The 23143-nt window shown below is 62.1% G+C and carries 22 protein-coding genes; 12 read left to right on the forward strand and 10 right to left on the reverse strand.

What is annotated here, in order from left to right:
• The first annotated feature begins 32 nt into the window (after window positions 1–32).
• Window positions 33–920, forward strand: a complete 888-nt coding sequence (locus C4J94_RS00060) for a lysophospholipid acyltransferase (protein ID WP_124384439.1) — start codon at window positions 33–35, stop codon at window positions 918–920.
• Between the two features lie 124 nt (window positions 921–1044).
• Here the strand turns inward: C4J94_RS00060 and C4J94_RS00065 are convergent, their stop codons facing one another.
• The 5 genes from C4J94_RS00065 to def all read right to left on the reverse strand — a co-directional run bounded on the left by C4J94_RS00065 (window position 1045) and on the right by def (window position 5604).
• The gene (locus tag C4J94_RS00065; RefSeq protein ID WP_124384440.1) at window positions 1045–1356 is read right to left on the reverse strand and encodes a hypothetical protein; all 312 of its coding nucleotides are present in this window, start codon (window positions 1354–1356) and stop codon (window positions 1045–1047) included.
• A 15-nt stretch (window positions 1357–1371) separates the two neighbouring features.
• Window positions 1372–2745, reverse strand: coding sequence for a Trk system potassium transporter TrkA (gene trkA, locus C4J94_RS00070; protein ID WP_124384441.1), 1374 nt, complete (start codon window positions 2743–2745; stop codon window positions 1372–1374).
• A 22-nt stretch (window positions 2746–2767) separates the two neighbouring features.
• Window positions 2768–4078, reverse strand: a complete 1311-nt coding sequence (gene rsmB / locus C4J94_RS00075) for a 16S rRNA (cytosine(967)-C(5))-methyltransferase RsmB (RefSeq protein ID WP_124384442.1) — start codon at window positions 4076–4078, stop codon at window positions 2768–2770.
• Window positions 4075–5028 carry a methionyl-tRNA formyltransferase gene (gene fmt, locus C4J94_RS00080; RefSeq protein WP_124384443.1) on the reverse strand — a complete coding sequence of 318 codons (954 nt, stop codon included), beginning with the start codon at window positions 5026–5028 and terminating at the stop codon, window positions 4075–4077. The genes rsmB and fmt overlap by 4 nt, the downstream gene beginning before the upstream one ends.
• 69 nt (window positions 5029–5097) lie before the next feature.
• Window positions 5098–5604, reverse strand: coding sequence for a peptide deformylase (def, locus tag C4J94_RS00085; protein ID WP_005783383.1), 507 nt, complete (start codon window positions 5602–5604; stop codon window positions 5098–5100).
• Between the two features lie 135 nt (window positions 5605–5739).
• Here def and C4J94_RS00090 point away from each other — a divergent pair, with 135 nt between their 5' ends.
• The 3 genes from C4J94_RS00090 to C4J94_RS00100 all read left to right on the forward strand — a co-directional run bounded on the left by C4J94_RS00090 (window position 5740) and on the right by C4J94_RS00100 (window position 8303).
• Window positions 5740–6507, forward strand: a complete 768-nt coding sequence (locus C4J94_RS00090) for a peptidoglycan-binding protein (RefSeq protein WP_124384444.1) — start codon at window positions 5740–5742, stop codon at window positions 6505–6507.
• Window positions 6508–6570: 63 nt separating this feature from the next.
• A complete protein-coding gene (dprA, locus tag C4J94_RS00095; protein WP_124384445.1) occupies window positions 6571–7674 on the forward strand; it encodes a DNA-processing protein DprA in 1104 nt (367 codons plus the stop codon).
• Window positions 7675–7745: 71 nt separating this feature from the next.
• Window positions 7746–8303, forward strand: coding sequence for an L-threonylcarbamoyladenylate synthase (locus tag C4J94_RS00100; protein WP_124360590.1), 558 nt, complete (start codon window positions 7746–7748; stop codon window positions 8301–8303).
• A gap of 104 nt (window positions 8304–8407) precedes the next feature.
• Here the strand turns inward: C4J94_RS00100 and C4J94_RS00105 are convergent, their stop codons facing one another.
• On the reverse strand, window positions 8408–9385 hold the full coding sequence (locus C4J94_RS00105; RefSeq protein ID WP_124384446.1) for an NADPH:quinone reductase: 978 nt from the start codon (window positions 9383–9385) through the stop codon (window positions 8408–8410).
• Between the two features lie 158 nt (window positions 9386–9543).
• On the opposite strand from C4J94_RS00105, the gene hemF reads away from it, so the two are divergent.
• Together hemF and aroE are read left to right on the forward strand one after the other, a co-directional pair.
• Window positions 9544–10476 carry an oxygen-dependent coproporphyrinogen oxidase gene (hemF, locus tag C4J94_RS00110; protein ID WP_124384447.1) on the forward strand — a complete coding sequence of 311 codons (933 nt, stop codon included), beginning with the start codon at window positions 9544–9546 and terminating at the stop codon, window positions 10474–10476.
• Window positions 10476–11294, forward strand: a complete 819-nt coding sequence (aroE, locus tag C4J94_RS00115) for a shikimate dehydrogenase (RefSeq protein WP_124384448.1) — start codon at window positions 10476–10478, stop codon at window positions 11292–11294. Before hemF ends, aroE begins: the two co-directional genes overlap by 1 nt.
• 196 nt (window positions 11295–11490) lie before the next feature.
• Here aroE and C4J94_RS00120 read toward each other — a convergent pair whose 3' ends face one another.
• The 3 genes from C4J94_RS00120 to betC all read right to left on the reverse strand — a co-directional run bounded on the left by C4J94_RS00120 (window position 11491) and on the right by betC (window position 15603).
• Window positions 11491–13059 (reverse strand): SulP family inorganic anion transporter, encoded by a 1569-nt coding sequence (locus tag C4J94_RS00120; RefSeq protein ID WP_124384449.1) that lies wholly within the window; start codon window positions 13057–13059, stop codon window positions 11491–11493.
• A 98-nt stretch (window positions 13060–13157) separates the two neighbouring features.
• Window positions 13158–14072: a choline ABC transporter substrate-binding protein gene (choX, locus tag C4J94_RS00125; RefSeq protein WP_124384450.1), complete on the reverse strand. Its 915-nt coding sequence runs from the start codon at window positions 14070–14072 to the stop codon at window positions 13158–13160.
• Window positions 14073–14088: 16 nt separating this feature from the next.
• Complete coding sequence (betC, locus tag C4J94_RS00130) at window positions 14089–15603, reverse strand: choline-sulfatase (RefSeq protein ID WP_124384451.1); 1515 nt, start codon at window positions 15601–15603, stop codon at window positions 14089–14091.
• Between the two features lie 103 nt (window positions 15604–15706).
• On the opposite strand from betC, the gene C4J94_RS00135 reads away from it, so the two are divergent.
• The 6 genes from C4J94_RS00135 to C4J94_RS00160 all read left to right on the forward strand — a co-directional run bounded on the left by C4J94_RS00135 (window position 15707) and on the right by C4J94_RS00160 (window position 21382).
• On the forward strand, window positions 15707–16657 hold the full coding sequence (locus C4J94_RS00135) for a LysR family transcriptional regulator (protein ID WP_124384452.1): 951 nt from the start codon (window positions 15707–15709) through the stop codon (window positions 16655–16657).
• A 29-nt stretch (window positions 16658–16686) separates the two neighbouring features.
• A complete protein-coding gene (locus tag C4J94_RS00140) occupies window positions 16687–17013 on the forward strand; it encodes a DOPA 4,5-dioxygenase family protein (protein WP_124384453.1) in 327 nt (108 codons plus the stop codon).
• Window positions 17014–17177: 164 nt separating this feature from the next.
• Window positions 17178–18137 (forward strand): 2-dehydro-3-deoxygalactonokinase, encoded by a 960-nt coding sequence (locus C4J94_RS00145; RefSeq protein ID WP_124384454.1) that lies wholly within the window; start codon window positions 17178–17180, stop codon window positions 18135–18137.
• Between the two features lies 1 nt (window position 18138).
• A complete protein-coding gene (locus tag C4J94_RS00150) occupies window positions 18139–18759 on the forward strand; it encodes a 2-dehydro-3-deoxy-6-phosphogalactonate aldolase (RefSeq protein ID WP_124384455.1) in 621 nt (206 codons plus the stop codon).
• A gap of 48 nt (window positions 18760–18807) precedes the next feature.
• Window positions 18808–19956, forward strand: coding sequence for a galactonate dehydratase (gene dgoD / locus C4J94_RS00155; RefSeq protein WP_124384456.1), 1149 nt, complete (start codon window positions 18808–18810; stop codon window positions 19954–19956).
• 121 nt (window positions 19957–20077) lie between these two features.
• Complete coding sequence (locus C4J94_RS00160) at window positions 20078–21382, forward strand: MFS transporter (protein ID WP_124384457.1); 1305 nt, start codon at window positions 20078–20080, stop codon at window positions 21380–21382.
• Window positions 21383–21418: 36 nt separating this feature from the next.
• Here C4J94_RS00160 and C4J94_RS00165 read toward each other — a convergent pair whose 3' ends face one another.
• Complete coding sequence (locus tag C4J94_RS00165; protein WP_124384458.1) at window positions 21419–23080, reverse strand: FAD-binding protein; 1662 nt, start codon at window positions 23078–23080, stop codon at window positions 21419–21421.
• Window positions 23081–23143: the final 63 nt, after the last annotated feature.

Genomic DNA, 23143 nt, shown 5'->3' on the forward strand with positions numbered 1-23143 from the left:
CTTTGCGCACCACACACGATCAGGAGTGAACTGTGGAAAAGTTTAAAGGCGCCTTGCTGGTAGGCGCTCTTCGGTTGTTTGCCCTGCTGCCCTGGCGCGCCGTACAAGCCGTCGGCACGGGTATCGGCTGGATCATGTGGAAAACCCCCAACCGCTCCCGTGACACGGTGCGGATCAACCTTTCCAAATGCTTCCCGGACATGGACCCGACCGAGCGCGAGCGCCTGGTGGGACGCAGCCTGATGGACATCGGCAAGTCATTGACCGAAAGCGCCTGCGCGTGGATCTGGCCGGCCCAGCGCTCCATCGACCTGGTGCGTGAAGTCGAAGGCCTGGAAGTGCTGCACGAGGCCCTGGCGTCGGGTAAAGGCGTGGTGGGCATCACCAGCCACCTGGGCAATTGGGAGGTGCTGAACCACTTCTATTGCAGCCAGTGCAAACCGATCATTTTCTACCGCCCGCCCAAGCTCAAGGCCGTTGATGAATTGCTGCGCAAGCAACGCGTGCAACTGGGAAATCGCGTGGCGGCTTCTACCAAGGAAGGCATCCTCAGCGTGATCAAGGAAGTGCGCAAGGGCGGCCAGGTGGGCATCCCTGCCGACCCCGAGCCGGCTGAATCCGCCGGGATTTTCGTGCCGTTCTTCGCCACCCAGGCACTGACCAGCAAGTTCGTACCGAACATGCTGGCGGGCCACAAGGCGGTGGGCGTATTCCTGCACGCACTGCGGCTGCCAGACGGCTCGGGCTATAAAGTGATCCTGGAAGCGGCGCCGGAAGACATGTACAGCACCGATACCGCCACGTCCTGCGCGGCGATGAGCAAGGTGGTGGAGCGCTATGTCGGCGCCTACCCGAGCCAGTACATGTGGAGCATGAAGCGCTTCAAGAAACGCCCGCCGGGTGAGGCGCGCTGGTACTGACTCAACCACAACACAAAACCAATGTGGGAGGGGGCTTGCCCCCGATGGCGGTGGTTCAGTCAACCATGCATTGACTGATCCACTGCTATCGGGGGCAAGCCCCCTCCCACATTCAAGTCCCGCATTAAGCCTGGCGGTCGAGTTTCTTCAGGAACACTGTCATCTCTTTTTCGGCCTGTTTGTCGCCATGGGCCTGGGCCGCCTCTATGCCTCTTTCCCACGCGTTTCGTGCGGCAGCGTTATCACCCTGCGCCAACTGCGCCTTGCCCAACAACTTCCAGGCCGCCGAATACTTAAGGTCGAACTCGACACATTTCTGTAGGTGCTTTACCGCCCTGGCGTAGTCCTTCAGGTCCAGATAACCCTTGCCCAGCCCGAAGCGCAGCAGCGAGTTGTCCACACCCTTGGCCAGCATTTTTTCCAGGGACTCCAGCATCGCGTCGCTCCTTGATCAGAAAAAGCTCAACCCTACGTGGAACAGCTTCTCCACATCGCGAATATGTTTCTTGTCCACCAGGAACAGGATCACATGGTCACCGGTAGCGATCACCGTGTCGTCGTGGGCGATGATCACTTCCTCATCGCGGATGATCGCGCCAATGGTGGTGCCCGGCGGCAAGCCGATATCGCGGATGGCCCTGCCGATCACCTTGCTCGACTTCGAATCGCCATGGGCAATCGCCTCGATAGCCTCGGCCGCGCCACGGCGCAGGGAGTGCACGCTGACGATATCGCCACGGCGTACGTGCGCCAGCAACGTACCGATGGTCGCCAGTTGCGGGCTGATGGCGATGTCGATATCACCGCCCTGGATCAGATCGACATAGGCGGGGTTGTTGATGATGGTCATCACCTTCTTCGCCCCCAGCCGCTTGGCCAGCAGCGAGGACATGATGTTGGCCTCGTCATCGTTGGTCAGCGCCAGGAAGATGTCCGCGTCGGCGATGTTTTCTTCCATCAGCAGGTCGCGGTCCGAAGCACTGCCCTGCAGCACCACGGTGCTGTCGAGCGTGTCGGACAAATGCCGGCAGCGTGTGGGGCTCATCTCGATGATCTTCACCTGGTAGCGGCTTTCAATTGCCTCTGCCAGGCGCTCGCCAATCTGCCCGCCGCCCGCGATGACGATGCGTTTATAGGTTTCGTCGAGCCGGCGCATTTCGCTCATCACGGCACGAATGTTCGCCTTGGCCGCGATGAAAAACACTTCGTCATCGGCTTCGATCACGGTGTCGCCCTGGGGCAGGATCGGCCGGTCACGCCGGAAAATCGCCGCGACGCGGGTTTCCACATTCGGCATGTGTTCGCGCAGTTGGCGCAATTGCTGGCCCACCAGCGGCCCGCCGTAGTAGGCCTTTACTGCGACCAGCTGCGCCTTGCCTTCGGCGAAGTCGATCACCTGCAAGGCACCCGGGATTTCGATCAGGCGCTTGATGTAATGAGTGACCACTTGTTCCGGGCTGATCAGCACGTCCACCGGAATCGCGTCGTTATCGAACAGGCCGGCGCGGGTCAGGTAGGCCGCTTCGCGGACGCGGGCGATCTTGGTCGGGGTGTGGAACAGCGTGTGGGCGACCTGGCAGGCGACCATATTGGTCTCGTCGCTGTTGGTGACCGCGACGAGCATGTCGGCATCGTCGGCGCCGGCTTGACGCAGCACGGTCGGGAACGACGCACGCCCTTGCACCGTGCGGATGTCCAGGCGGTCGCCCAGGTTGCGCAGGCGCTCGCTGTCGGTGTCGACCACGGTGATGTCGTTGGCTTCACTGGCCAAATGCTCGGCCAGCGTGCCACCTACCTGCCCTGCCCCGAGGATGATGATTTTCATCCGGTCACTCCCTAAAAACCATTCAGCCGCGCACGGCGGCGATCTTGATCAGTTTGGCGTAGTAGAAGCCGTCGTGCCCGCCTTCCTGCGCAAGCAATTGGCGCCCGTGGGGCTGCTTGATGCCGGCGGTGGTCGCAAGGTCCAGTTCCCGGGCGCCGCTGGTGCGGGCAAGGAAGGCTTCGATGACCTCGGTGTTCTCGGTGGGCAAGGTGGAACAGGTGGCGTACAGCAGCATGCCGCCGACTTCCAGGGTTGGCCACAGCGCGTCGAGCAGTTCGCCTTGCAGCACGGCCAGCGCGGCGATGTCATCGGCTTGGCGGGTCAGTTTGATATCCGGGTGGCGACGGATCACACCGGTTGCCGAGCACGGCGCGTCCAGCAGAATGCGCTGGAACGGTTTGCCGTCCCACCAAGTGGCGGTGTCGCGGCCGTCGGCGGCGATCAGGTCGGCGCTCAGTCCCAGGCGTGCGAGGTTTTCCCGCACGCGCACCAGGCGTTTGGCTTCCAGGTCGACGGCTACTACACCGGCCAGGTCTTTTTCGACTTCCAGGATGTGACAGGTCTTACCGCCAGGGGCGCAGCAGGCGTCCAATACGCGTTGACCGGGCGCCAGGTCGAGCAGGTCGGCGGCCAATTGCGCCGCTTCGTCCTGCACGCTGATCCAGCCGTCGGCAAAGCCCGGCAGGCTGCGCACGTCGGCGGCCGCTTCGAGCACGATGCCGTCGATGCTGTACACGCACGGCGTGGCGTTGATGCCGGCCCCGCTGAGCAAGTGCAGGTAAGCGTCGCGGCTGTGGTGGCGGCGGTTGACCCGCAGGATCATCGGAGGGTGCGCATTGTTCGCCGCGCAAATCGCTTCCCATTGCTGCGGCCAGAAAGCCTTCAAGGATTTTTGCAGCCATCGCGGGTGGGCGGTGCGCACCACCGGGTCATGTTCGAGTTCGGCCAGCAGCGCTTCGCTTTCGCGCTGGGCGCGGCGCAGCACGGCATTGAGCAAGGCCTTGGCCCAAGGTTTCTTCAGCTTGTCGGCGCAACCAACCGTCTCACCGATGGCGGCGTGGGCCGGCACACGGGTGTAGAGCAATTGATAGAGGCCGACCAGCAGCAGCGCTTCAACATCGGCATCGGCCGCCTTGAAAGGTTTTTGCAGCAGCTTGGCCGCCAGCGCCGACAACCGTGGCTGCCAACGCGCGGTGCCGAAGGCCAGGTCCTGAGTGAAACCGCGATCACGGTCTTCAACCTTATCCAGCTGAACAGGCAGTGAACTGTTCAACGAAGCCTTGCCGTTGAGTACGGCGGCGAGCGCCTTGGCGGCGGCCAGACGCGGGTTCATTGAGCGGTCACTCCAAGGAGGGTGCCGGGGGCGAATTTCTCACGGCGGCTGTTGAACAGATCGCTGAAATTCAGCGCCTTGCCACCGGGCAATTGCAGGCGCGTCAGGCACAGCGCCTGTTCACCGCAGGCGACCAACAGGCCGTCCTTGCTGGCACCGATGATTTCTCCGGGCGCGCCGTTGCCATCGGCCAGGCTCGCAGCCAGCACTTTCAAGGCTTCGCCGTTGAGCGTGCTGTGGCAGATCGGCCAAGGGTTGAACGCACGCACCAGGCGCTCCAGCTCGACGGCGGGGCGGCTCCAGTCGATACGTGCTTCGTCTTTGTTCAGTTTGTGGGCGTAGGTCGCCAGGCTGTCATCCTGCACTTCGCCTTCGAGGGTGCCGGCAGCGAGACCGGCGATGGCCTGGATGACGGCGGGCGGGCCCATTTCAGCCAGACGGTCATGCAGGCTGCCGCCGGTGTCCTGAGCGGTGATCGGGGTGGTGACTTTGAGCAGCATCGGGCCGGTGTCCAAGCCTGCTTCCATGCGCATGACGGTCACGCCGCTTTCGCGGTCGCCCGCTTCGACCGCGCGCTGGATCGGTGCCGCTCCGCGCCAGCGTGGCAGCAGCGACGCGTGACTGTTGATGCAGCCCAGGCGCGGGATGTCGAGCACGGCCTGGGGCAGGATCAAGCCGTAGGCGACGACCACCAACAGGTCCGGCTTCAATGCGGCCAGCTCGGCCTGGGCCTCGGCGTTGCGCAGGGTGGGCGGCTGCAGCACGGGGATGGCGTGCTCTAGCGCCAGTTGCTTGACCGGGCTTGGCATCAGTTTTTGCCCGCGCCCGGCCGGGCGATCCGGCTGGGTGTACACCGCGACGATTTCATAAGGGCTGGCAAGCAGCGCCTTGAGGTGTTCGGCGGCAAATTCTGGGGTACCGGCAAAAACAATGCGCAGTGGCTCGGTCATCGGAGTTCTCGGTTAAAAACAGTCACAAAAGAAAAAGGCTTGCCGTGGCAAGCCTTTGGAAGGAGAGCATCAAGCTTGCTGGCGATGCTTTTTTTCCAGCTTCTTCTTGATCCGGTCACGCTTGAGCGTGGACAGGTAGTCGACAAACAGCTTGCCGTTGAGGTGATCGCACTCATGCTGGATACACACCGCCAACAGGCCTTCGGCAATCAGCTCGAACGGCTTGCCGTCGCGGTCCAGGGCCTTGATCTTCACGCGCAGCGGGCGTTCGACGTTTTCGTAGAACTCCGGCACCGACAGGCAACCTTCCTGGTATTCGCCCATCTCGTCGGTCAGCGGTTCGAACTCGGGGTTGATGTACACCCGTGGTTCGCTGCGATCTTCGGACAGGTCCATGACCACGACGCGCAGATGCACATTGACCTGGGTCGCGGCGAGGCCGATGCCCGGGGCTTCATACATTGTTTCAAACATGTCATCGACCAACTGACGAACCTTGTCGTCCACTACGGCCACCGGCTTGGCGATCGTGCGCAGGCGCGAGTCGGGAAATTCGAGGATGTTCAAAATAGCCATAAGCGTAATTGCTGCACATGTGAGGTAGAGGCAAATCGGCGGTGGGATGGACCCAGGCAGCCGGTGTGAAACGTTCGAAAGCCGCGAAGGCCATGGCGTTTCACGCGAACGCACATAATAAAGGAGATTGACCCCATGAGGAAATCGCTACTCGTCCTGCTGCTCTGGGCACCGTTCGCTGTGGCGCTGGTTCCGCCGCCCGAACAGCGCCTGGACGCCACCACGCAAAAGGCGATCCAGGCTTTTTTGCTGCACAACCGCCTGTTCGACTCGCCTGAGGACCTGGACAACGCCCCCTACATCGTTGCCACCGATGCCGGACGCGTGCTGGGCGCCAATGGTGAACACATCCATGCCAGAGGCAGCCTGGACCCCGCCCAGCCGAACTACGGGATTTTCCGCCGAGGCAAGGCCTACACCGACCCCGACACCCACGAACTGCTTGGCATCAACGCCGACGACATCGGTACTGCCCGCTTTCTGCTGGCCGGTGACCTCACCACCCTGGCCGTGCAAAGGGTTACCCGGGAAGTCCGCCCCGGTGACCGTTTGCTTCGCGCCGAACCTGCTATCAGCCTGACAACGCCCGCACATGCATCCTTCGTTGAAGGGCACATCATCGACGTCCCCAGGGGCGTATCGCAGATCGGCCTGCTGGACGCGGTGACCCTGAACAAGGGGCGCCGGGACGGATTGGCCGACGGCCAATTGCTTACCGTGATCAGGGCCGGCGCCTCGGTGCGCGATGCACTTACGGGCGCCCAGACGACACTCCCGGATGTTCGAGCCGGCACCCTGCTGGTGTTTCGCACCCATGAAAAGCTCAGCTATGCCCTGGTTCTCAGCGCCTCCCGGGCCCTGGCGGTCATGGACCGTTTCGAGACTGCCGAACAAACGCAATAAATAGCCTGCTAAATAAGTTACCAACAGAGTTATCCACAGCTTGTTCCGATCAAGGATGATCAAATGTTTCCGATAAACAGCAATGAAATTTCCCCGGCGGAACTGGAAGCCCGGCTACGCTTGCACAGGCTGCCGGAACTGGGTCCCCAGCGCTTTCGCGTGTTGATCGAGGCGTTCGGCTCTGCTTCCAAAGCCATCAGTGCCCCTGCCAGCGCCTGGCGCTCTCTCGGGTTGCCGGCCGTCAGTGCCGATGCCCGGCGCAGCCCGGACATCCGTGATGGCGCCAGTGCGGCACTGGCCTGGCTGGCCCGTCCGGCCCAGCATTTACTGATGTGGGACCAGCCTGAGTACCCGGCACTGCTCGGCCAGATTGACGATGCACCGCCGCTGTTATTCGTTGCCGGCGACCCGACCCTGCTGGAAAAACCGCAGTTGGCCATGGTCGGTAGCCGTCGTGCATCGCGCCCTGGCATGGACACCGCCGCCGCCTTTTCCCGCAGCCTGGCAAGCGCCGGTTTTGTCATCACCAGCGGCCTCGCGCTGGGTATCGACGGCGCGGCCCATCAAGCCGCATTGGATGTCGGCGGCCATACCATCGGCGTGCTCGGCACCGGCCTGGAAAATTTTTATCCACAGCGCCACAAAAAGCTCGCCGACGCCATGATTGCCCAGGGCAGCGCCGTCGTTTCCGAGTTTCCATTGGATGCCCCACCCCAGGCCGGCAACTTTCCACGACGCAATCGCATCATCAGCGGTTTGTCCCTGGGGGTTCTGGTGGTGGAGGCCAGCACAGCCAGCGGTTCGCTGATTACCGCACGGCTGGCGGGCGAACAAGGACGTGAGGTCTATGCCATTCCAGGTTCCATTCATCATCCTGGGGCCAAAGGGTGTCATCAGTTGATCCGCGATGGCGCGGTGCTGGTGGAAACCATCGAGCACATCCTTGAAGGATTACGCGGTTGGCAGGCGTTGTCACGGCCGGCGCCGGTGCCGGTCGTCCATCCTCTGGTGGCCTTGCTGCACGCGGCTCCGCACACCAGTGAAGCCCTGGCGATTGCCAGTGGCCGGCCGCTGTCCCAGGTGTTGGCGACCCTTACCGAGCTGGAACTCGAGGGCCAAGTGATTTGTGAAAGCGGGCGCTGGCTAGCGCGGTGCGCGCTGTTGTAGGGCGCTTTTCTAGCTGGGTTTTGTAACGAAGATCGGTAAACTGCCCACAGCTTTAGTTCGGAGGGTAAACAATGGTCAACAGGTGGCGTGTGCTGGAAGCCGCACGAGAAATTCGCGCAGGTGCGGTGATTGCCTATCCGACCGAAGCGGTCTGGGGACTGGGCTGCGACCCGTGGAACGAAGAGGCGGTGGACCGTCTGCTGGCGATCAAGAACCGCTCGGTGGATAAGGGCCTGATCCTGGTCGCGGATAACATTCGCCAGTTCGACTTCCTGTTCGAAGATTTCCCCGACACCTGGATCGAGCGCATGGCCAGCACCTGGCCGGGGCCGAATACCTGGCTGGTGCCGCATCAGGACCTGCTGCCGGAATGGGTCACGGGTGTGCATGACACCGTGGCGCTGCGGGTCAGTGACCACCCATTGGTGCGGGATTTGTGCGCCCAGGTCGGGCCGTTGATTTCCACTTCGGCCAACCCCCAGGGCCGCCCGGCGGCGCGTACGCGGATCCGAGTGGAGCAGTATTTCCGTGGGCAAGTCGACCTTGTGCTGGGTGGCGCCCTGGGTGGGCGCAAGAACCCGAGCCTGATTCGTGACCTGGTGACGGGGGATGTGGTGCGACCGTCTTGAGATCCAGTCGCGCCCATCGGGGGCAAGCCCCCTCCCACATTTGATCGGTGTTTGTCATGAGAACTCGGTCAAGAGTGGGAGGGGGCTTGCCCCCGATGACTTGCTTAAGGCAGCAGAATGGTTGAGCCGGTCGTGCGCCGCGCTGACAACTCGGTCTGCGCTTTGGCCGCGTCCGCCAGTGCATAACGCTGGTTGATGTCGATGCGCACTTTGCCGCTTTTGATCATCGAGAACAGATCATCGGCCATCACCTGCAAGTCCTTCGGATTGCTCGCATAGGTCGCCAGCGTCGGGCGGGTGACATACAGCGAACCCTTCGCCGACAGAATCCCCAGGTTCACCCCGTCCACCGCGCCCGAGGCATTACCAAAGCTCACCACCAACCCACGCGGTGCCACGCTGTCCAGCGAGGTCAGCCAGGTGTCCTTGCCGACGCCGTCATACACCACCGGCACCTTTTTGCCGTCGGTCAACTCCAGCACGCGCTGTGCGACATTTTCCTTGCTGTAGTCGATGGTTTCCCAGGCGCCCAGGGATTTGGCCAGCGCGGCTTTCTCCGGTGAGCTCACCGTACCGATCAATTTGACGCCCAACGCCTTGGCCCATTGGCAGGCCAGGGAGCCCACGCCGCCGGCCGCGGCGTGGAACAGGATAGTTTCGCCGCCTTTCAACTCATACGTCTGGCGCAACAGGTACTGCACGGTCAGGCCCTTGAGCATGGCGCCGGCGGCCTGTTCGAAGCTGATCTCGTCTGGCAGGTGCACCAGGTTGGCGGCGGGCAATACGTGCAACTGGCTGTAGGCGCCCAGCGGGCCGCTGCCATAGGCGACGCGGTCACCGATCTTGAATTGGCTGACTTCACTGCCCACGGCATCGACCACTCCCGCGCCCTCGGCGCCCAGCCCCGATGGCAGGGCCGGTGGTGCGTAAAGGCCGCTGCGAAAGTAAGTGTCGATGAAGTTCAGGCCGATGGCTTCGTTGCGCACCCGAACCTGCTGTGGGCCAGGTTCTGCTGGCGTGTAGTCCACATACTCGAGCACTTCGGGGCCGCCGTGGGCACTGAACTGGATACGTTTGGCCATCTACCTTCTCCTTGGGTCGACTATACAAAGGCCCCTATCGGACTCCTAAGCTTGATCTTCGTCAACTGTGGCGGCACCGGGTGCGGTGGTATCCTGTGCGCCCATTTGCCGCCGACGCCCAATGGCCTCGCGTAGCTTTGCCCGTTCAAGGTGATGCCATGACTACCCGCACCGAGGCTGTTAAAGCCTACCTGCTCGACCTGCAAGACCGTATTTGCAGCGCCCTGGAAACCTTCGAGACGGACACGCGTTTTATCGAAGACGCCTGGACCCGGCCTGCCGGTGGTGGCGGTCGCACCCGTGTGATTGAAAACGGTTCGGTCATCGAAAAAGGCGGCGTTAACTTTTCCCACGTGTTCGGCAGCGGGCTGCCACCGTCCGCCAGTGCGCACCGCCCTGAACTGGCCGGTCGCGGCTTCGAGGCGTTGGGCGTGTCGCTGGTGATCCATCCCCATAACCCCCACGTGCCGACGTCCCACGCCAACGTGCGCTTTTTCACCGCTGAAAAAGAAGGCGAAGAGCCGGTGTGGTGGTTTGGCGGCGGCTTTGACCTCACGCCGTATTACGCCAACGAAGAGGACTGCATCCACTGGCATCGCGTGGCCGAGCAGGCCTGTGCGCCGTTTGGCCCAGACGTCTACTCGCGCTACAAAGCCTGGTGCGATACCTATTTCCATATCAAACACCGTAACGAGCCGCGTGGCATCGGCGGCCTGTTTTTCGATGATTTGAACGAGTGGGGCTTCGACACCTGCTTCGCCTTCATCCGCGCCATCGGTGATGCCTACATCGACGCCTACCTGCCGATCGTGCAACGCCGCCAGGCGATGGCCTATACCGAACAGCAGCGCCAGTTCCAGGAATTCCGCCGGGGCCGCTACGTCGAGTTCAACCTGGTCTATGACCGTGGAACCCTGTTTGGCCTGCAATCGGGCGGGCGTACCGAGTCGATCCTGATGTCGCTGCCGCCCCAGGTGCGCTGGAGCTACGACTGGAAAGCCGAAGCCGGCAGCGAGGAAGCGCGCCTTACCGACTATTTTCTGCAGGACCGCGACTGGCTTGGCCTCGCAGCACCCAAGGCGGTGGTTTGATGGATCGCTACGTCGTATTCGGCAACCCCATCGGTCACAGCAAGTCGCCGTTGATTCACCGCATGTTCGCCGAGCAGACCGGTGAGCAACTGGACTACAGCACACTGCTCGCGCCGCTGGAGGATTTCGCCGGCTGCGCCCGTAAGTTCTTTCAACACGGTCGTGGTGCGAATGTCACCGTGCCGTTCAAGGAAGACGCTTTCCGGCTAGCCAACACCCTCACCGAGCGTGCCCAGCGCGCCGGTGCGGTGAATACCCTGAGCAAGCTGGCCGACGGCACATTGCTGGGCGACAACACCGACGGCGCCGGCCTGGTGCGCGATCTCACGGTGAACGCCGGGCTGAACCTGCACGGCAAGCGCATCCTGCTGCTGGGCGCCGGGGGCGCGGTGCGTGGGGTGCTGGAACCGCTGCTCGCCGAGAAGCCGGCCTCGCTGATTATCGCCAACCGCACCGTCGAAAAGGCTGAAGCACTGGCTGAACTGTTCGACGATCTGGGCCCGGTGTCGGCCAGTGGTTTCGATTGGCTGCGTGAGCCGGTGGACGTCATCATCAATGCCACCTCCGCCAGCCTTACAGGCGATGTACCGCCGATTGCCGTCAGCCTGATCGAGCCGGGCAAGACGTTCTGCTACGACATGATGTACGCCAAGGAACCCACCGCGTTCTGCCGCTGGGCTGAGGAACAGGGTGCTGCGGTAGCGATGGATGGCCTGGGCATGCTGGTGGAACAAGCGGCGCAAGCCTTCTTCCTGTGGCGCGGCGTGCGCCCGGATTCGGCGCCAGTGCTGGCCGAGCTACGCCGTCAGTTGGTCTGACGCAAATCAAATGTGGGAGGGGGCTTGCCCCAATGCCAGTGCTTTTTGTAGGAGCGAGCTTGCTCGCGAAGAACTCAGGGCCACCGCGTTTATCCAGAATGAACGCGTTGCCTGGGCGTTTTTCGCGAGCAAGCTCGCTCCTACAGTGACCCCGCTCGCTTAACTGACTGGCGTTGGAGCCAATTTTTTGATCGCATTAGTCTTGGAAATGGATGGGGCAGTTGTCGGCGCCTTCCAGTTTCTTCAGTTCTTCAACGACTTGTGGCCTGGCCCCGCGCAACGTCAGGCTACGCCCCAGCGCCGCCAACCGCCGGGCTTCCTGGTGCAGCATCTCCACCCCGGAGTAGTCGATGAAGTTGATCTGCTGCGACTCGATCACCACCCGCTCGCCCTGCAAGCGTTGCAGGCGCACTTGCAGGTAGTGGCTGGCGCCAAAAAAGATCGAACCGCCTACTCGCAATACCTCCTCGTCACCGTCGCGCCAGTGCTGAACCCGTGGTTGCGAAGTGCGCTTGAGGTAGAAAAACAGCGACGCGAGCACCCCCGCATAAATCGCTGTCTGCAGTTCCAGCAACAACGTGGCGACGCACGTCAGGCCCATCACCACGAACTCGGCGCGGCTCACGCGAAATAAGGCACGAATGCCTCGGCGGTCCACCAGCCCCCAGCAGATCAGCAGGATACTCGCTGCCATGCTGGGGATCGGAATGCGTGAAATCAACCCTGCGCCAAACAGCGCGAACAGCGCCACCCAGAGCGCGGAAAACACGCCGGCCAGTGGTGAGCGGGCGCCCGCCTCATAACTGAGGCCGGAGCGGGTGAAGGAACCTGCCGACAAATACCCGGAAAAAAACCCGCCGATGATGTTGGATAAACCTTGGGCGCGAACTTCCTGATTCGCATCGAGCACTTGTTGTGAACGCGCCGACAGTGAGCGCGCAATCGATAGGCTGGTGACCAGGCCCAGCATGCCCACTGCCACGGCACTGGGTAGCAGGCGCAGGAGCGTATCCAAGTCCATTGGCAAGGGGCGCAAGGGTGGCAGCTTGCCGACAAACGAGCTGACCAGCGCCACATGCCCGAATAGCGACGGCCACAGCCACGCGGCAAAGCTGCCCAGGGCCAGGGCGATCAACAGGGTGGGCCAGCGTGGCATCAGGTATTTGAGCAGCGCGCCCACCAGCAAGGTGCCCAAGCCCAATGCGAGCGAGGCGCGGTCCCACTCACCGGCATGCTCGATCAGCGCCAGCAGGCTGTCGATGGCCGTGGCCTGGCTCACAAGTTCCAGGCCCAGCAGGTTGGGCAGTTGACCGAGGGCGATCACCACGGCGGCACCGAGGGTAAAGCCGAGTACTACCGAATGGGAGACAAAATTCACCAGCGCGCCGAAGCGCAGCAGGCCCAGCAACCACTGGAACACCCCGGCGAGAAAGGTCAGCAGCAGGATCAAGGTGATGTAGTCCTGGGACCCCGGCACCGCCAGCGGGCTGACACTGGCGTAGAGCACGATGGAGATCGCCGCGGTAGGGCCGCAGATCAGGTGCCATGACGAGCCCCACAAACAAGCGATCATCACCGGAACGATGGCGGCGTAGAGACCGTACTCCGGTGGGAGCCCGGCGATCAATGCGTAGGCAATCGACTGCGGCAGCGCAAGCACTGCGCCGCTCAGACCCACGATGGCATCGCGGCCGACGCTGGCGCGGGTTTGGCGTGGCAGCCAGCTGAGGAAGGGGAACAGTGTGTGGCGGTTGGGCCGGGACATCGCAGGCTCGGGTTCAAAAATTGGGCTCAGGGTATCAGTACACACTGGTCCTTGTGGGAGGGGGCGAGCCCCCTCCCACATTTGGATCGTGGTGTGTCTTAGAGTTTGGCTTTCACAGCGGCCAACGCATCCTGGCCGTCCAGGGTTTTCACGCCGTCCAGCCACTTGTCCAACACCGCCGGATTGGCCTTGATCCAGGCCTTCGCCGCATCGGCATTGCTGACCTTCTTGTTCGCCACTTCAGCCATGATGCTGTTCTCCATGTCTTGAGTGAAACTCAGGTTGGTCAGCAGTTTCCCCACATTCGGGCAGGCTTGCGCATAGCCCTTGCGGGTCAAGGTATAGACGCTGCCAGTGTCGCCAAAATACTTCTCGCCGCCTTTGAGGTAGTGCATCTTCAACTGCACGTTCATTGGGTGTGGCGTCCAGCCGAGGAAGGTGACGAAGCGCTGTTTCTTCACCGCCCGCGAGACTTCGGCGAGCATCGCCTGTTCACTCGACTCGATCAGCTTCCATTGGCCAAGCTCGAAGTCATTCTTCTTGATGATCTCCTGCAGCGAGATATTCGCCGGGGCGCCGGAGCCGATGCCGTAGATCTTCTTGTCGAACTTGTCGGCGAATTTATTCAGGTCGGCAAAATCACGCACGCCGGCGTCCCACACATAGTCCGGCACGGCGAGGGTGAACTCGGTGCCGTCGAGGTTCTTGGCCAGTTGCACCACATCGCCGTTGGCCACGAATTTGTCATAAAAGCCTTGCTGCGCCGGCATCCAGTTGCCCATGAACACGTCAACCTGGCCGTCCTTGAGCCCGCCAAAGGTAATCGGCACCGCCAGCGTGTCGACCTTGGCCTTGTAGCCCATGCCGGTCAGCAGAAAACCGGTGATGGCGTTGGTCGCCGCAATGTCGCTCCAGCCGGGATCGGCCATTTTCACCGTTTCACAACTGGCACCGGCGTAAGCGTTGGCGCTGCTCAACGCCAGAATGCCCAGCACTACCGTTAACTTTTGCATGGCCTTCCCTCTGTATTTATTGGTTTTGGCAGGGTTGTGGGTAACGTGCCTTGCGCTCCAGGTCGTCGAGGTCGATATGGTTGCGCATGTACTGCTGGCTGGCGTCTACCGGCGGCTGGTGATCCCAGCTCTTGAGCTTGCCCTGGGTCAGTGCTTCGAACACCAGGCGACGGCGGCGTTGGCTGGCGAGTACCTGTTGGTGGATCGCCGGGATGTCCCATTTGGCCCGCGCCTCGTTCAAAAATGCCTCGAACAGTGCCCGGTGCTCCGGTGACTGGCTGAGGTTCTCCCGCTCGTGCGGGTCGCTGTGCACATCGAACAGCAGACACGGGTCGTCTTCGCTGTAGATGAATTTGTAGGCGCCGCGGCGAATCATCATCAGCGGGCTGATGGTGCCTTCGGCCATGTATTCGCCAAAGACTTCGTCGTGCCCGCCCTCGCCTTGCAAGTGCGGCAGCAGCGAGCGGCCGTCCAGTGGCAGGCGCGGGTCCAGCTCGCCGCCGGCCAATTCCACCAGGGTGGGCAGCAGGTCGGCGGTCGAGACGGCCTGGGTCACACGGCGCGCCGCGAATTGCCCCGGCGCACTGATCAGCAGCGGCACGCGGGCGGCCATTTCGAACCAGTGCATTTTGTACCAGAGGCCGCGTTCGCCCAGCATGTCGCCGTGGTCACCCGAGAAGATGATCAGGGTGTTTTCGGCCAGGCCGGTGTCTTCCAGGGTTTGCAGCAGCTTGCCGACGTTGCTGTCGATGTAGCTGCAGGCGCCGAAGTAGGCACGGCGAGCATCACGGATCTTATCCACAGGCAACGGTTTGCCCCACAGGTCGTAGACCTTGAGCAAACGCTGGGAGTGCGGGTCGAGATCACCCTGTGCTGGCGTTTCAGGCAAGGGGATGTCGTGGTCGTCGTACAGGTCCCAGAACGGCTTGGGAATGGTGTACGGATCATGGGGATGAGTCATCGACACGGTCAGGCAGAACGGTTGCTCGCCGTCCTCGCGAATATGGTCGAACAGGTATTGCTGGGCCTTGAACACCACCTCTTCGTCAAAATCCAGCTGATTGGTACGCACGCACGGCCCGGCTTGCAGCACCGAGGACATGTTGTGATACCAGGTGGGGCGCACGTCCGGTTCATCCCAGTTCACCGCCCAACCGTAGTCGGCCGGGTAGATGTCGCTGGTCAGGCGCTCTTCATAGCCATGCAACTGGTCGGGACCGCAGAAATGCATCTTGCCCGACAGCGCGGTGCGGTAGCCGAGGCGGCGCAGGTAGTGGGCGTAGGTGGGCACATCGGCCGGGAAGTCCGCCGCGTTGTCATAGGCGCCAATCTTGCTCGGCAACTGGCCGCTGACCAAGGTAAAGCGCGACGGTGCGCACAGTGGGCTGTTGCAATAGGCAGCATTGAACACCACGGCGTTTTCGGCGAGGCGGCTCAGGTTCGGCAACTTGATCGGGGAAGGTCCGTAGAACGGCAGCATCGGCGCGGCCATTTGATCGGCCATGATGAAAAGAATGTTCTTGCGCTTCATGGTTTCTCGGCATTCCATAGGCGGTGTTTATGCGAATCAGCATGCGGCCCTCTGAAAACGCGGTAAAGCCCATGAATTACAATGCCTAGGATAAGCACAGCTTATGTATGAAGCGCTCGGTGACCTGTCCCTCGATCTGCTGCGAGCGTTTGAAGCGGCTGCGCGCCAGCGCAGTTTCACGGGCGCCGCGATGGAGCTGGGCACCACCCAACCGGCCATCAGCCAGCAGATCAAACGTCTGGAAGAGCAGTTGGCGATCCGCTTGTTCGACCGTATCTACCGTGGCATCGAATTGACCGATGCGGGCGCCCTGCTGTTCGAACAGGTTCAAGCCGGCCTGCAAACCATCAACCTGGGCCTGAGCACAGTCACCCAACAGGACCAGCACGAAGTGCTGCAAGTGGCCACCGACTTTGCCTTCGCCGCCTACTGGCTGATGCCGCGCCTGCATCGCTTCCATGAGGCCAACCCGCAGGTCGACGTCAGCCTGGTGACCAGCGAGCGCAACCACGCCAGCCTGCGCAGCGACATCGACGTGGCGGTGCTGTTTGGCGATGGGCGCTTCAAGCAGGGCGACAGCCTGTGGCTGTTCAACGAAGAAGTCTTCCCGGTGTGCAGCCCGCAGTGGCTCAAGCACCAAACCACGCCGCTGACGGTGCAGAGCCTGCCGGACTATCCCTTGCTGCACTTGCGCCAGGAAAACAACAGCCAGTGGTTCGACTGGGCCGGTGTATTCCGCGAGCTGGGTATCAGCGCCGCGCCCACGCCTGGGCAATTGCGTTTCGACAATTACACCCTGCTGATCCAGGCGGCGATTGCCGGCCAGGGCGTCGCCATCGGCTGGCGCCACCTGGTGGACAATCTGCTGGAGCAAGACTGGTTGTGCAGGCCGATCAGCGACACGGTGGTCTCGCGTTTCGGCTATTACGTGGTGCAACCCCAGCGCAAGCGTCGCGGGCAGTTGGTCGAGCGCTTCGTCGAGTGGCTGGTGGCGGAGCAGGCCAGCAGCGCGCAGTCACTGACCGGGCTGGCCCTGCCGTCGATTGCGGTCTAGGATCGGCGCACAGGGATCGGGAGTTCGTCATGCAACGTATCAAGGGCTATCACGCCCATATCTACTTCGACGCCAGTACGATCGACCAGGCGCGCACCTTGTGTGAAGACGCGGCGGCCCTCTTCCCGCTGCGCATGGGCCGCGTGCATGAACGCCCGGTGGGCCCGCACCCGGACTGGAGCTGCCAGTTGGCGTTCGAGCCGGAATACATCGGCGTGGTGCTGCCGTGGCTGGCGCTGCATCGCAACGGCCTGGTGGTCTTCCTGCATCCCGAGACCGGCGATGACCTGAAGGATCACACCGACTACGCGATCTGGATGGGCGCGATGCGCGAGCTGGATTTGTCTATTTTTTAACCTCTGTATGCCGACGCCATCGTCATCTTCTTAACAAGATGTAGGGTTTTGCATTGCCGTATCTCAATATATGGGACTGTTATTTATATATTGAGATTTAAACAGGCATAGGTTTATATTCGCCCATCTGCTTTTTTCAGCACCCACTCATTTCAGGTGAAGCGATGCAGGCGCAATTGATCGCGCTCGATTGGGGAACAAGCTCCCTTCGTGCTTACAAACTCGGCCCCGCAGGCGTGGTGCTGGAACAACGCTCACTGGCGTCGGGCATCATGCATTTGCCCAGCGAACCGCGTGACATCGCCGGTGTTCGTTGCAGCAACGGTTTTGAATTGGCCTTCGATTCGGCCTGTGGCGACTGGCTCGACGCCCAGCCCGAACTGCCGGTGATCGCCTGTGGCATGGTCGGTAGCGCTCAGGGTTGGAGCGAAGCGGCTTATCGCAACACCCCGGTCGATGTCGCCCGCCTGGGCCAGGCGTTGCACAAGGTGCGCAGCGTGCGTGGCGTGGATGTGCATATCGTGCCGGGCGTGATCGAACAGGTCGGCCTGCCCAATGTGATGCGCGGCGAAGAAACCCAGGTGCTCGGCGTGCTGCACGGGCTTGCGAGCGACGTACTGATCGGCCTGCCGGGCAGCCATTCCAAGTGGGTCGAGGTGGTCGAGGGCTGTATCACGCACTTCGACACGTTCATGACCGGCGAGCTGTTCGCCGTATTGAGCAGCTACAGCATCCTTGGACGTACCCAGAAACCATCCGAACATTTCCAGACCGAGGCATTCGACCGGGGCGTGCGTGTCGCGCTGTCGGCTGACGGCCAACGCGGCGTGCTCTCGACCCTCTTCAGCGCCCGCACCCTCGGGCTCACCGCCGAACTCACCCCTGAGCAGCAGCCCGACTACCTGTCCGGCCTGCTCATCGGCCATGAACTCGCCGGTCTACCCGACAGCGCAAAGCGCAAGCCGATCATCCTGGTCGGCGCCGCCGCCCTCTGCGCCCGCTATCAACGCGCCCTCGCCCTTTGCGGCTTTGCCCACGTCAGCCTGGCGCAGGAAGCCAGCGAGCGCGGCTTGTGGCAACTGGCAGTGGCGGCCGGGCTCACTCAACCTGTAACGGAGGCCTGACATGCTCAAGACAGCACTCGCACAAAACGGTTTGATCGCGATCCTGCGCGGTGTGCGCCCGGACGAAGCCGAAGCCGTCGGCCAGGTGTTGTACCAGGCCGGGTTTCGCGTGATCGAAGTGCCGCTGAACTCGCCCGATCCCTACACCAGCATCCGTACCCTGCGTGACAGCCTGCCCGCCGATTGCCTGATCGGTGCCGGTACGGTGTTGACGCCCGAGCAGGTCGAGCAGGTCAAGGCCGCTGGCGGGCAAGTGATCGTCATGCCCCACAGTGATGCCAAGGTCTTGCGTGCGGCCAAAGCGGCGGGCTTGTACCTGTCGCCGGGCGTCGCCACGCCGACCGAAGCGTTTGCCGCACTGGCCGAAGGCGCCGACGTGTTGAAGCTGTTCCCGGCCGAGCAAATGGGCCCGGCGGTGATCAAGGCGTGGCTGGCGGTATTGCCGGCGGGCACCTTGTTGCTGCCGGTCGGCGGTATTACTCCGGACAACATGCAGGTGTTCACCGACGCCGGTGCCAAAGGCTTCGGCCTGGGCTCGGGCCTGTTCAAACCGGGCATGAGTGTGGAGCAGGTCGCGAGCCGCGCCCAGGCGTATGTCGCGGCCTGGAAAGCCCTCGGCTGATTTCAAGTTTCGCGCCTGCTGGCGCCGCATCTACAAGAGAGATAACAGATGAAAATCACCAAACTGACGACCTTCATCGTCCCGCCGCGCTGGTGCTTCCTCAAGGTCGAGACCGACCAGGGCGTCACCGGCTGGGGTGAGCCCGTGGTTGAAGGTCGCGCCCACACCGTGGCCGCTGCCGTCGAAGAATTGTCCGACTACCTGATCGGTAAAGACCCACGCAATATCGAAGACATCTGGACCGTGCTCTACCGCGGCGGTTTCTACCGTGGTGGCGCGGTGCACATGAGCGCCCTCGCCGGTATCGACCAGGCGCTGTGGGACATCAAGGGCAAGGCCCTGGGCGTTTCCGTCAGCGACCTGCTGGGCGGCCAGGTGCGTGACAAAATCCGCGTGTATTCGTGGATCGGTGGCGACCGCCCGGCCGACACCGCCCGCGCCGCCAAAGAAGCCGTGGCGCGCGGCTTCACTGCGGTGAAAATGAACGGCACCGAAGAGCTGCAGTTCGTCGACAGCTTTGAAAAAGTCGACCTGGCCCTGGCCAACGTCGCTGCGGTGCGCGATGCGGTCGGCCCCAACGTGGGCATCGGCGTCGACTTCCATGGCCGCGTGCATAAGCCCATGGCCAAGGTCCTGATGAAGGAGCTGGACCCGTACAAGCTGATGTTCATCGAAGAGCCAGTGCTCAGCGAAAACTACGAGGCCCTCAAGGAGCTGGCACCGCTGACCAGCACCCCGATTGCACTGGGCGAACGCCTGTTCTCGCGCTGGGACTTCAAGCGCGTGCTCAGCGAAGGCTACGTCGACATCATCCAGCCGGATGCTTCCCACGCCGGCGGCATCACCGAAACCCGCAAGATCGCCAACATGGCCGAAGCCTACGATGTGGCCCTGGCCCTGCATTGCCCGCTGGGCCCGATTGCCCTGGCGGCCTGCCTGCAACTGGATGCGGTCTGCTACAACGCGTTTATCCAGGAGCAAAGCCTGGGCATCCACTACAACGAGAGCAACGACCTGCTCGACTACGTGCGCGACCCGGGTGTGTTCGACTATGAACAGGGCTTCGTGAAGATCCCCAACGGGCCGGGCCTGGGCATTGAGATCAACGAGGAGTACGTGATCGAACGCGCGGCCATCGGCCACCGCTGGCGCAACCCGATCTGGCGTCATGCCGACGGCAGTTTCGCCGAGTGGTGATTTTTAACTGAAACAACAGGGTCAAAAATGTGGGAGGGGGCAAGCCCCCTCCCACATTTGATTCGGTTTCTTCAGTCAGTCCTGTTCCAGACCTCAATAAACATAAAAAGAGGCACCTCCCATGCAACCTGAATCCTTCACCGGGCAGGCTTCTTTAGTCACGCCTAGCCGAAAGCGCTTTTTCATCATGGTGCTGCTGTTCATCACCGTGGTGATCAACTACCTCGACCGCAGCAACCTGTCGATTGCCGCCCCTGCGCTGACCAGTGAGCTGGGCATCGACCCTGTCCACGTCGGGCTGATTTTCTCCGCATTCGGCTGGACCTACGCGGCGATGCAGATCCCTGGCGGCTGGCTGGTGGACCGTGTTCCGCCGCGCATTCTCTACACCGCCGCCCTGCTGCTGTGGTCCATCGCCACCGTGATGCTGGGCTTTGCCGCCAGCTTCATCGCGTTGTTCGTGTTGCGCATGGCCGTCGGCGCCCTGGAAGCCCCGGCCTACCCGATCAACAGCCGGGTTGTGACCACCTGGTTCCCCGAGCGCGAGCGCGCCACCGCGATTGGCGTCTATACCTCCGGGCAGTTTGTCGGGCTGGCGTTTCTCACGCCCGTACTGGCCTGGCTGCAGCATGCGTTCGGCTGGCACATGGTGTTCGTTGCCACCGGTGGCGTCGGCATTCTGTGGGCGGTTGTCTGGTATGCGGTGTACCGCGAGCCGAAAGATTTCAAAGGCGCCAACGCCGCCGAAATCGAGCTGATCCGCGACGGTGGCGGCCTGGTGGACATGCAGGAAAAAGCCGCCAAGGCGCCGTTCAGCTGGGTCGACCTCGGCATTGTGCTGAGCAAGCGCAAACTCTGGGGCATCTACCTGGGCCAGTTCTGCCTGAACTCCACGCTGTGGTTTTTCCTGACCTGGTTCCCGACCTACCTGGTGAAATATCGCGGCATGGACTTCATCAAGTCCGGCCTGCTGGCTTCGCTGCCCTTTCTGGCGGCGTTCGTCGGCGTCCTGTGCTCGGGGATTTTTTCCGACTGGCTGATTCGTCGGGGCGCCTCGGTGGGCTTTGCGCGTAAGTTGCCGATCATTGGCGGGTTGCTGATTTCCACCGCGATCATCGGCGCCAACTACGTAGACTCGACAGCCTGGGTCATTGCATTCCTGGCAATCGCGTTCTTCGGCAATGGCCTGGCGTCGATCACCTGGTCGCTGGTGTCCACCCTTGCACCTGCGCGTTTGCTGGGGCTGACCGGTGGGGTGTTCAACTTCATCGGCAACCTGTCGGCCATTGCCACGCCAATCGTGATTGGTTTTCTCGCCAGCGGTGATTCGTTTGCGCCAGCGATTACCTATATCGCGGTGCTGGCGTTGCTTGGCGCGCTTTCCTACGTGTTGCTGGTGGGCAAGGTCGAGCGGATCGAGCTGTGAAATCGGGCGACCTTGAGGTCGCCCTTTTTTTCGACGTTACGGCACGGTCATCTCGTTACGGAACAGGTTGTGCGGGTCCCAATGCCGCTTGGTGCGCCGCAGGCGGCTTTCGATCATGAGATCTGGAACGAAAATCTTGTACCAATAGGGGTTTTTCGGATTGGCCGGGTTGCCGCCCAGATGGGTCATGTCCAGGTCCGGGTAGTTGATGTAGCAGCCCTCGAACTGGTCATTCAGGGGAACGCCCTGGTCATTGGCGAAGGCTTGGAAAAACAGTCCCTGAATCCATCGTGCGTGGGCCTGGTCGGCTGCCTCGCTGGCATCGTGCCAATAGCATTGCGGTTGCCACTTCAGATAGGACGAGCGCTGCGAGGCTGACGACTCTCTGCGAACCGCTGGTGTGGGCTCGTTGATGCGCCCGCCAAACGACTGGATTTGTATCAGGCTCTGGGTCAAGTGTTCATCGGGGTCGAGCAGGTGCAGGGTGTCCCAGATCGCCTGGAGCACCTGGGGTGTGAATTCACCCTTTTGGTAAGCGGACTTGTAGCGCCCACGCAGGTTGTCCCCCGAGCCGTTCAAGGTTTGCTGGCACACCAGCCAATCCAGGCGTCGTGCGGCCGCCAACGCGTCCGGCAACGCCTGGATGGTACGTCCGCGGGCGCCGCCGTTTGGCATATGCACGACGTGAAACGGAACCAGGCATTCGGTCGCGGGCAGGCCGATGGCACCGAGCATGTTTGCGACGAAATCTTCGAAGGGCGCCTGGTCCGCCAGCCCTCCGTCCCGATCAACGTAATGGATGCCCAGGGTCACGTTACCGGTGTGCTGATGGCGCATCTCCAGTTTGGTGGCCAGGCCCCAGGTGTCGGGGTTGCCCTGATTGCGGGCGAACCAGTCCTGGTAAGCGACAAGCAGGTCGTCGAGCCTGGTTTTTTCGGTCAGCAGCGACCAATCCCATTCCAATGCCAGCCAGAGCACCTCCTTTGGCGCGTCGGGCAATGCCTTGAAGTAGTAGCTGGTGATGATGCCGAACTGACCGCCTCCTGCGCCGCAACACGCCGCGAAGAGATCAAGCTCGTCAGGGTCTGTGCTGTCTCGGGACACATGCACCGGTTCCAGGCCGGTGCCCAATGCGTTTGGCACCAACACATCCACACCGTGCAGCCAATCGCATACCAGGCCGTGTTTGCGTGACAGCAACCCATAGCCGCCGCCGCAGATATGCCCGCCCAGGCCCACCGAATAGCATGAGCCGCCCGGCAGTGTTTTATTGGCGAGTTTGTACAGGCTGACGTAGGCATCCCAATTCTGCCCACCGGCCTCCAGGCGGAAGCGGTAGCGCTCAGGCCGTTCGTTTACCAACTGCGAAGGAATATTCCCGTCGGCATCGTAGACCACCTGATTCAACGCGCTGATATCCAGGATCGACAGCACTTCGCTGGCGTCACCGGGCATCCTGTTGGAGACAAAACCTTCGTAGCAATGGCCGCCGCTGCGCACCGTGATACGGCCGCAATCCTGCGCCAGCGCCTGGGCGGCGGCTTCAATGATGTCGTCCGAACTGCGGCAGATGTAGATGAAGTCAGCGCCATTGGGCGAAGATTCGCCCTGCACGTTGCCCAATGGCCAGCGCAGGTTGAAGCCTTTCTGCAGGGTTGAGTGACGGGGGTCCGAAGACGTGATGAGATCAAATGCCATGATGTACTCCTGAGAGCCAAAGATGACTTCTGATGCAGCTAACTTAACGACCGGGAGGCAAGA

The organism is Pseudomonas sp. R5-89-07, assembly GCF_003851685.1.
Lineage (GTDB): Bacteria > Pseudomonadota > Gammaproteobacteria > Pseudomonadales > Pseudomonadaceae > Aquipseudomonas.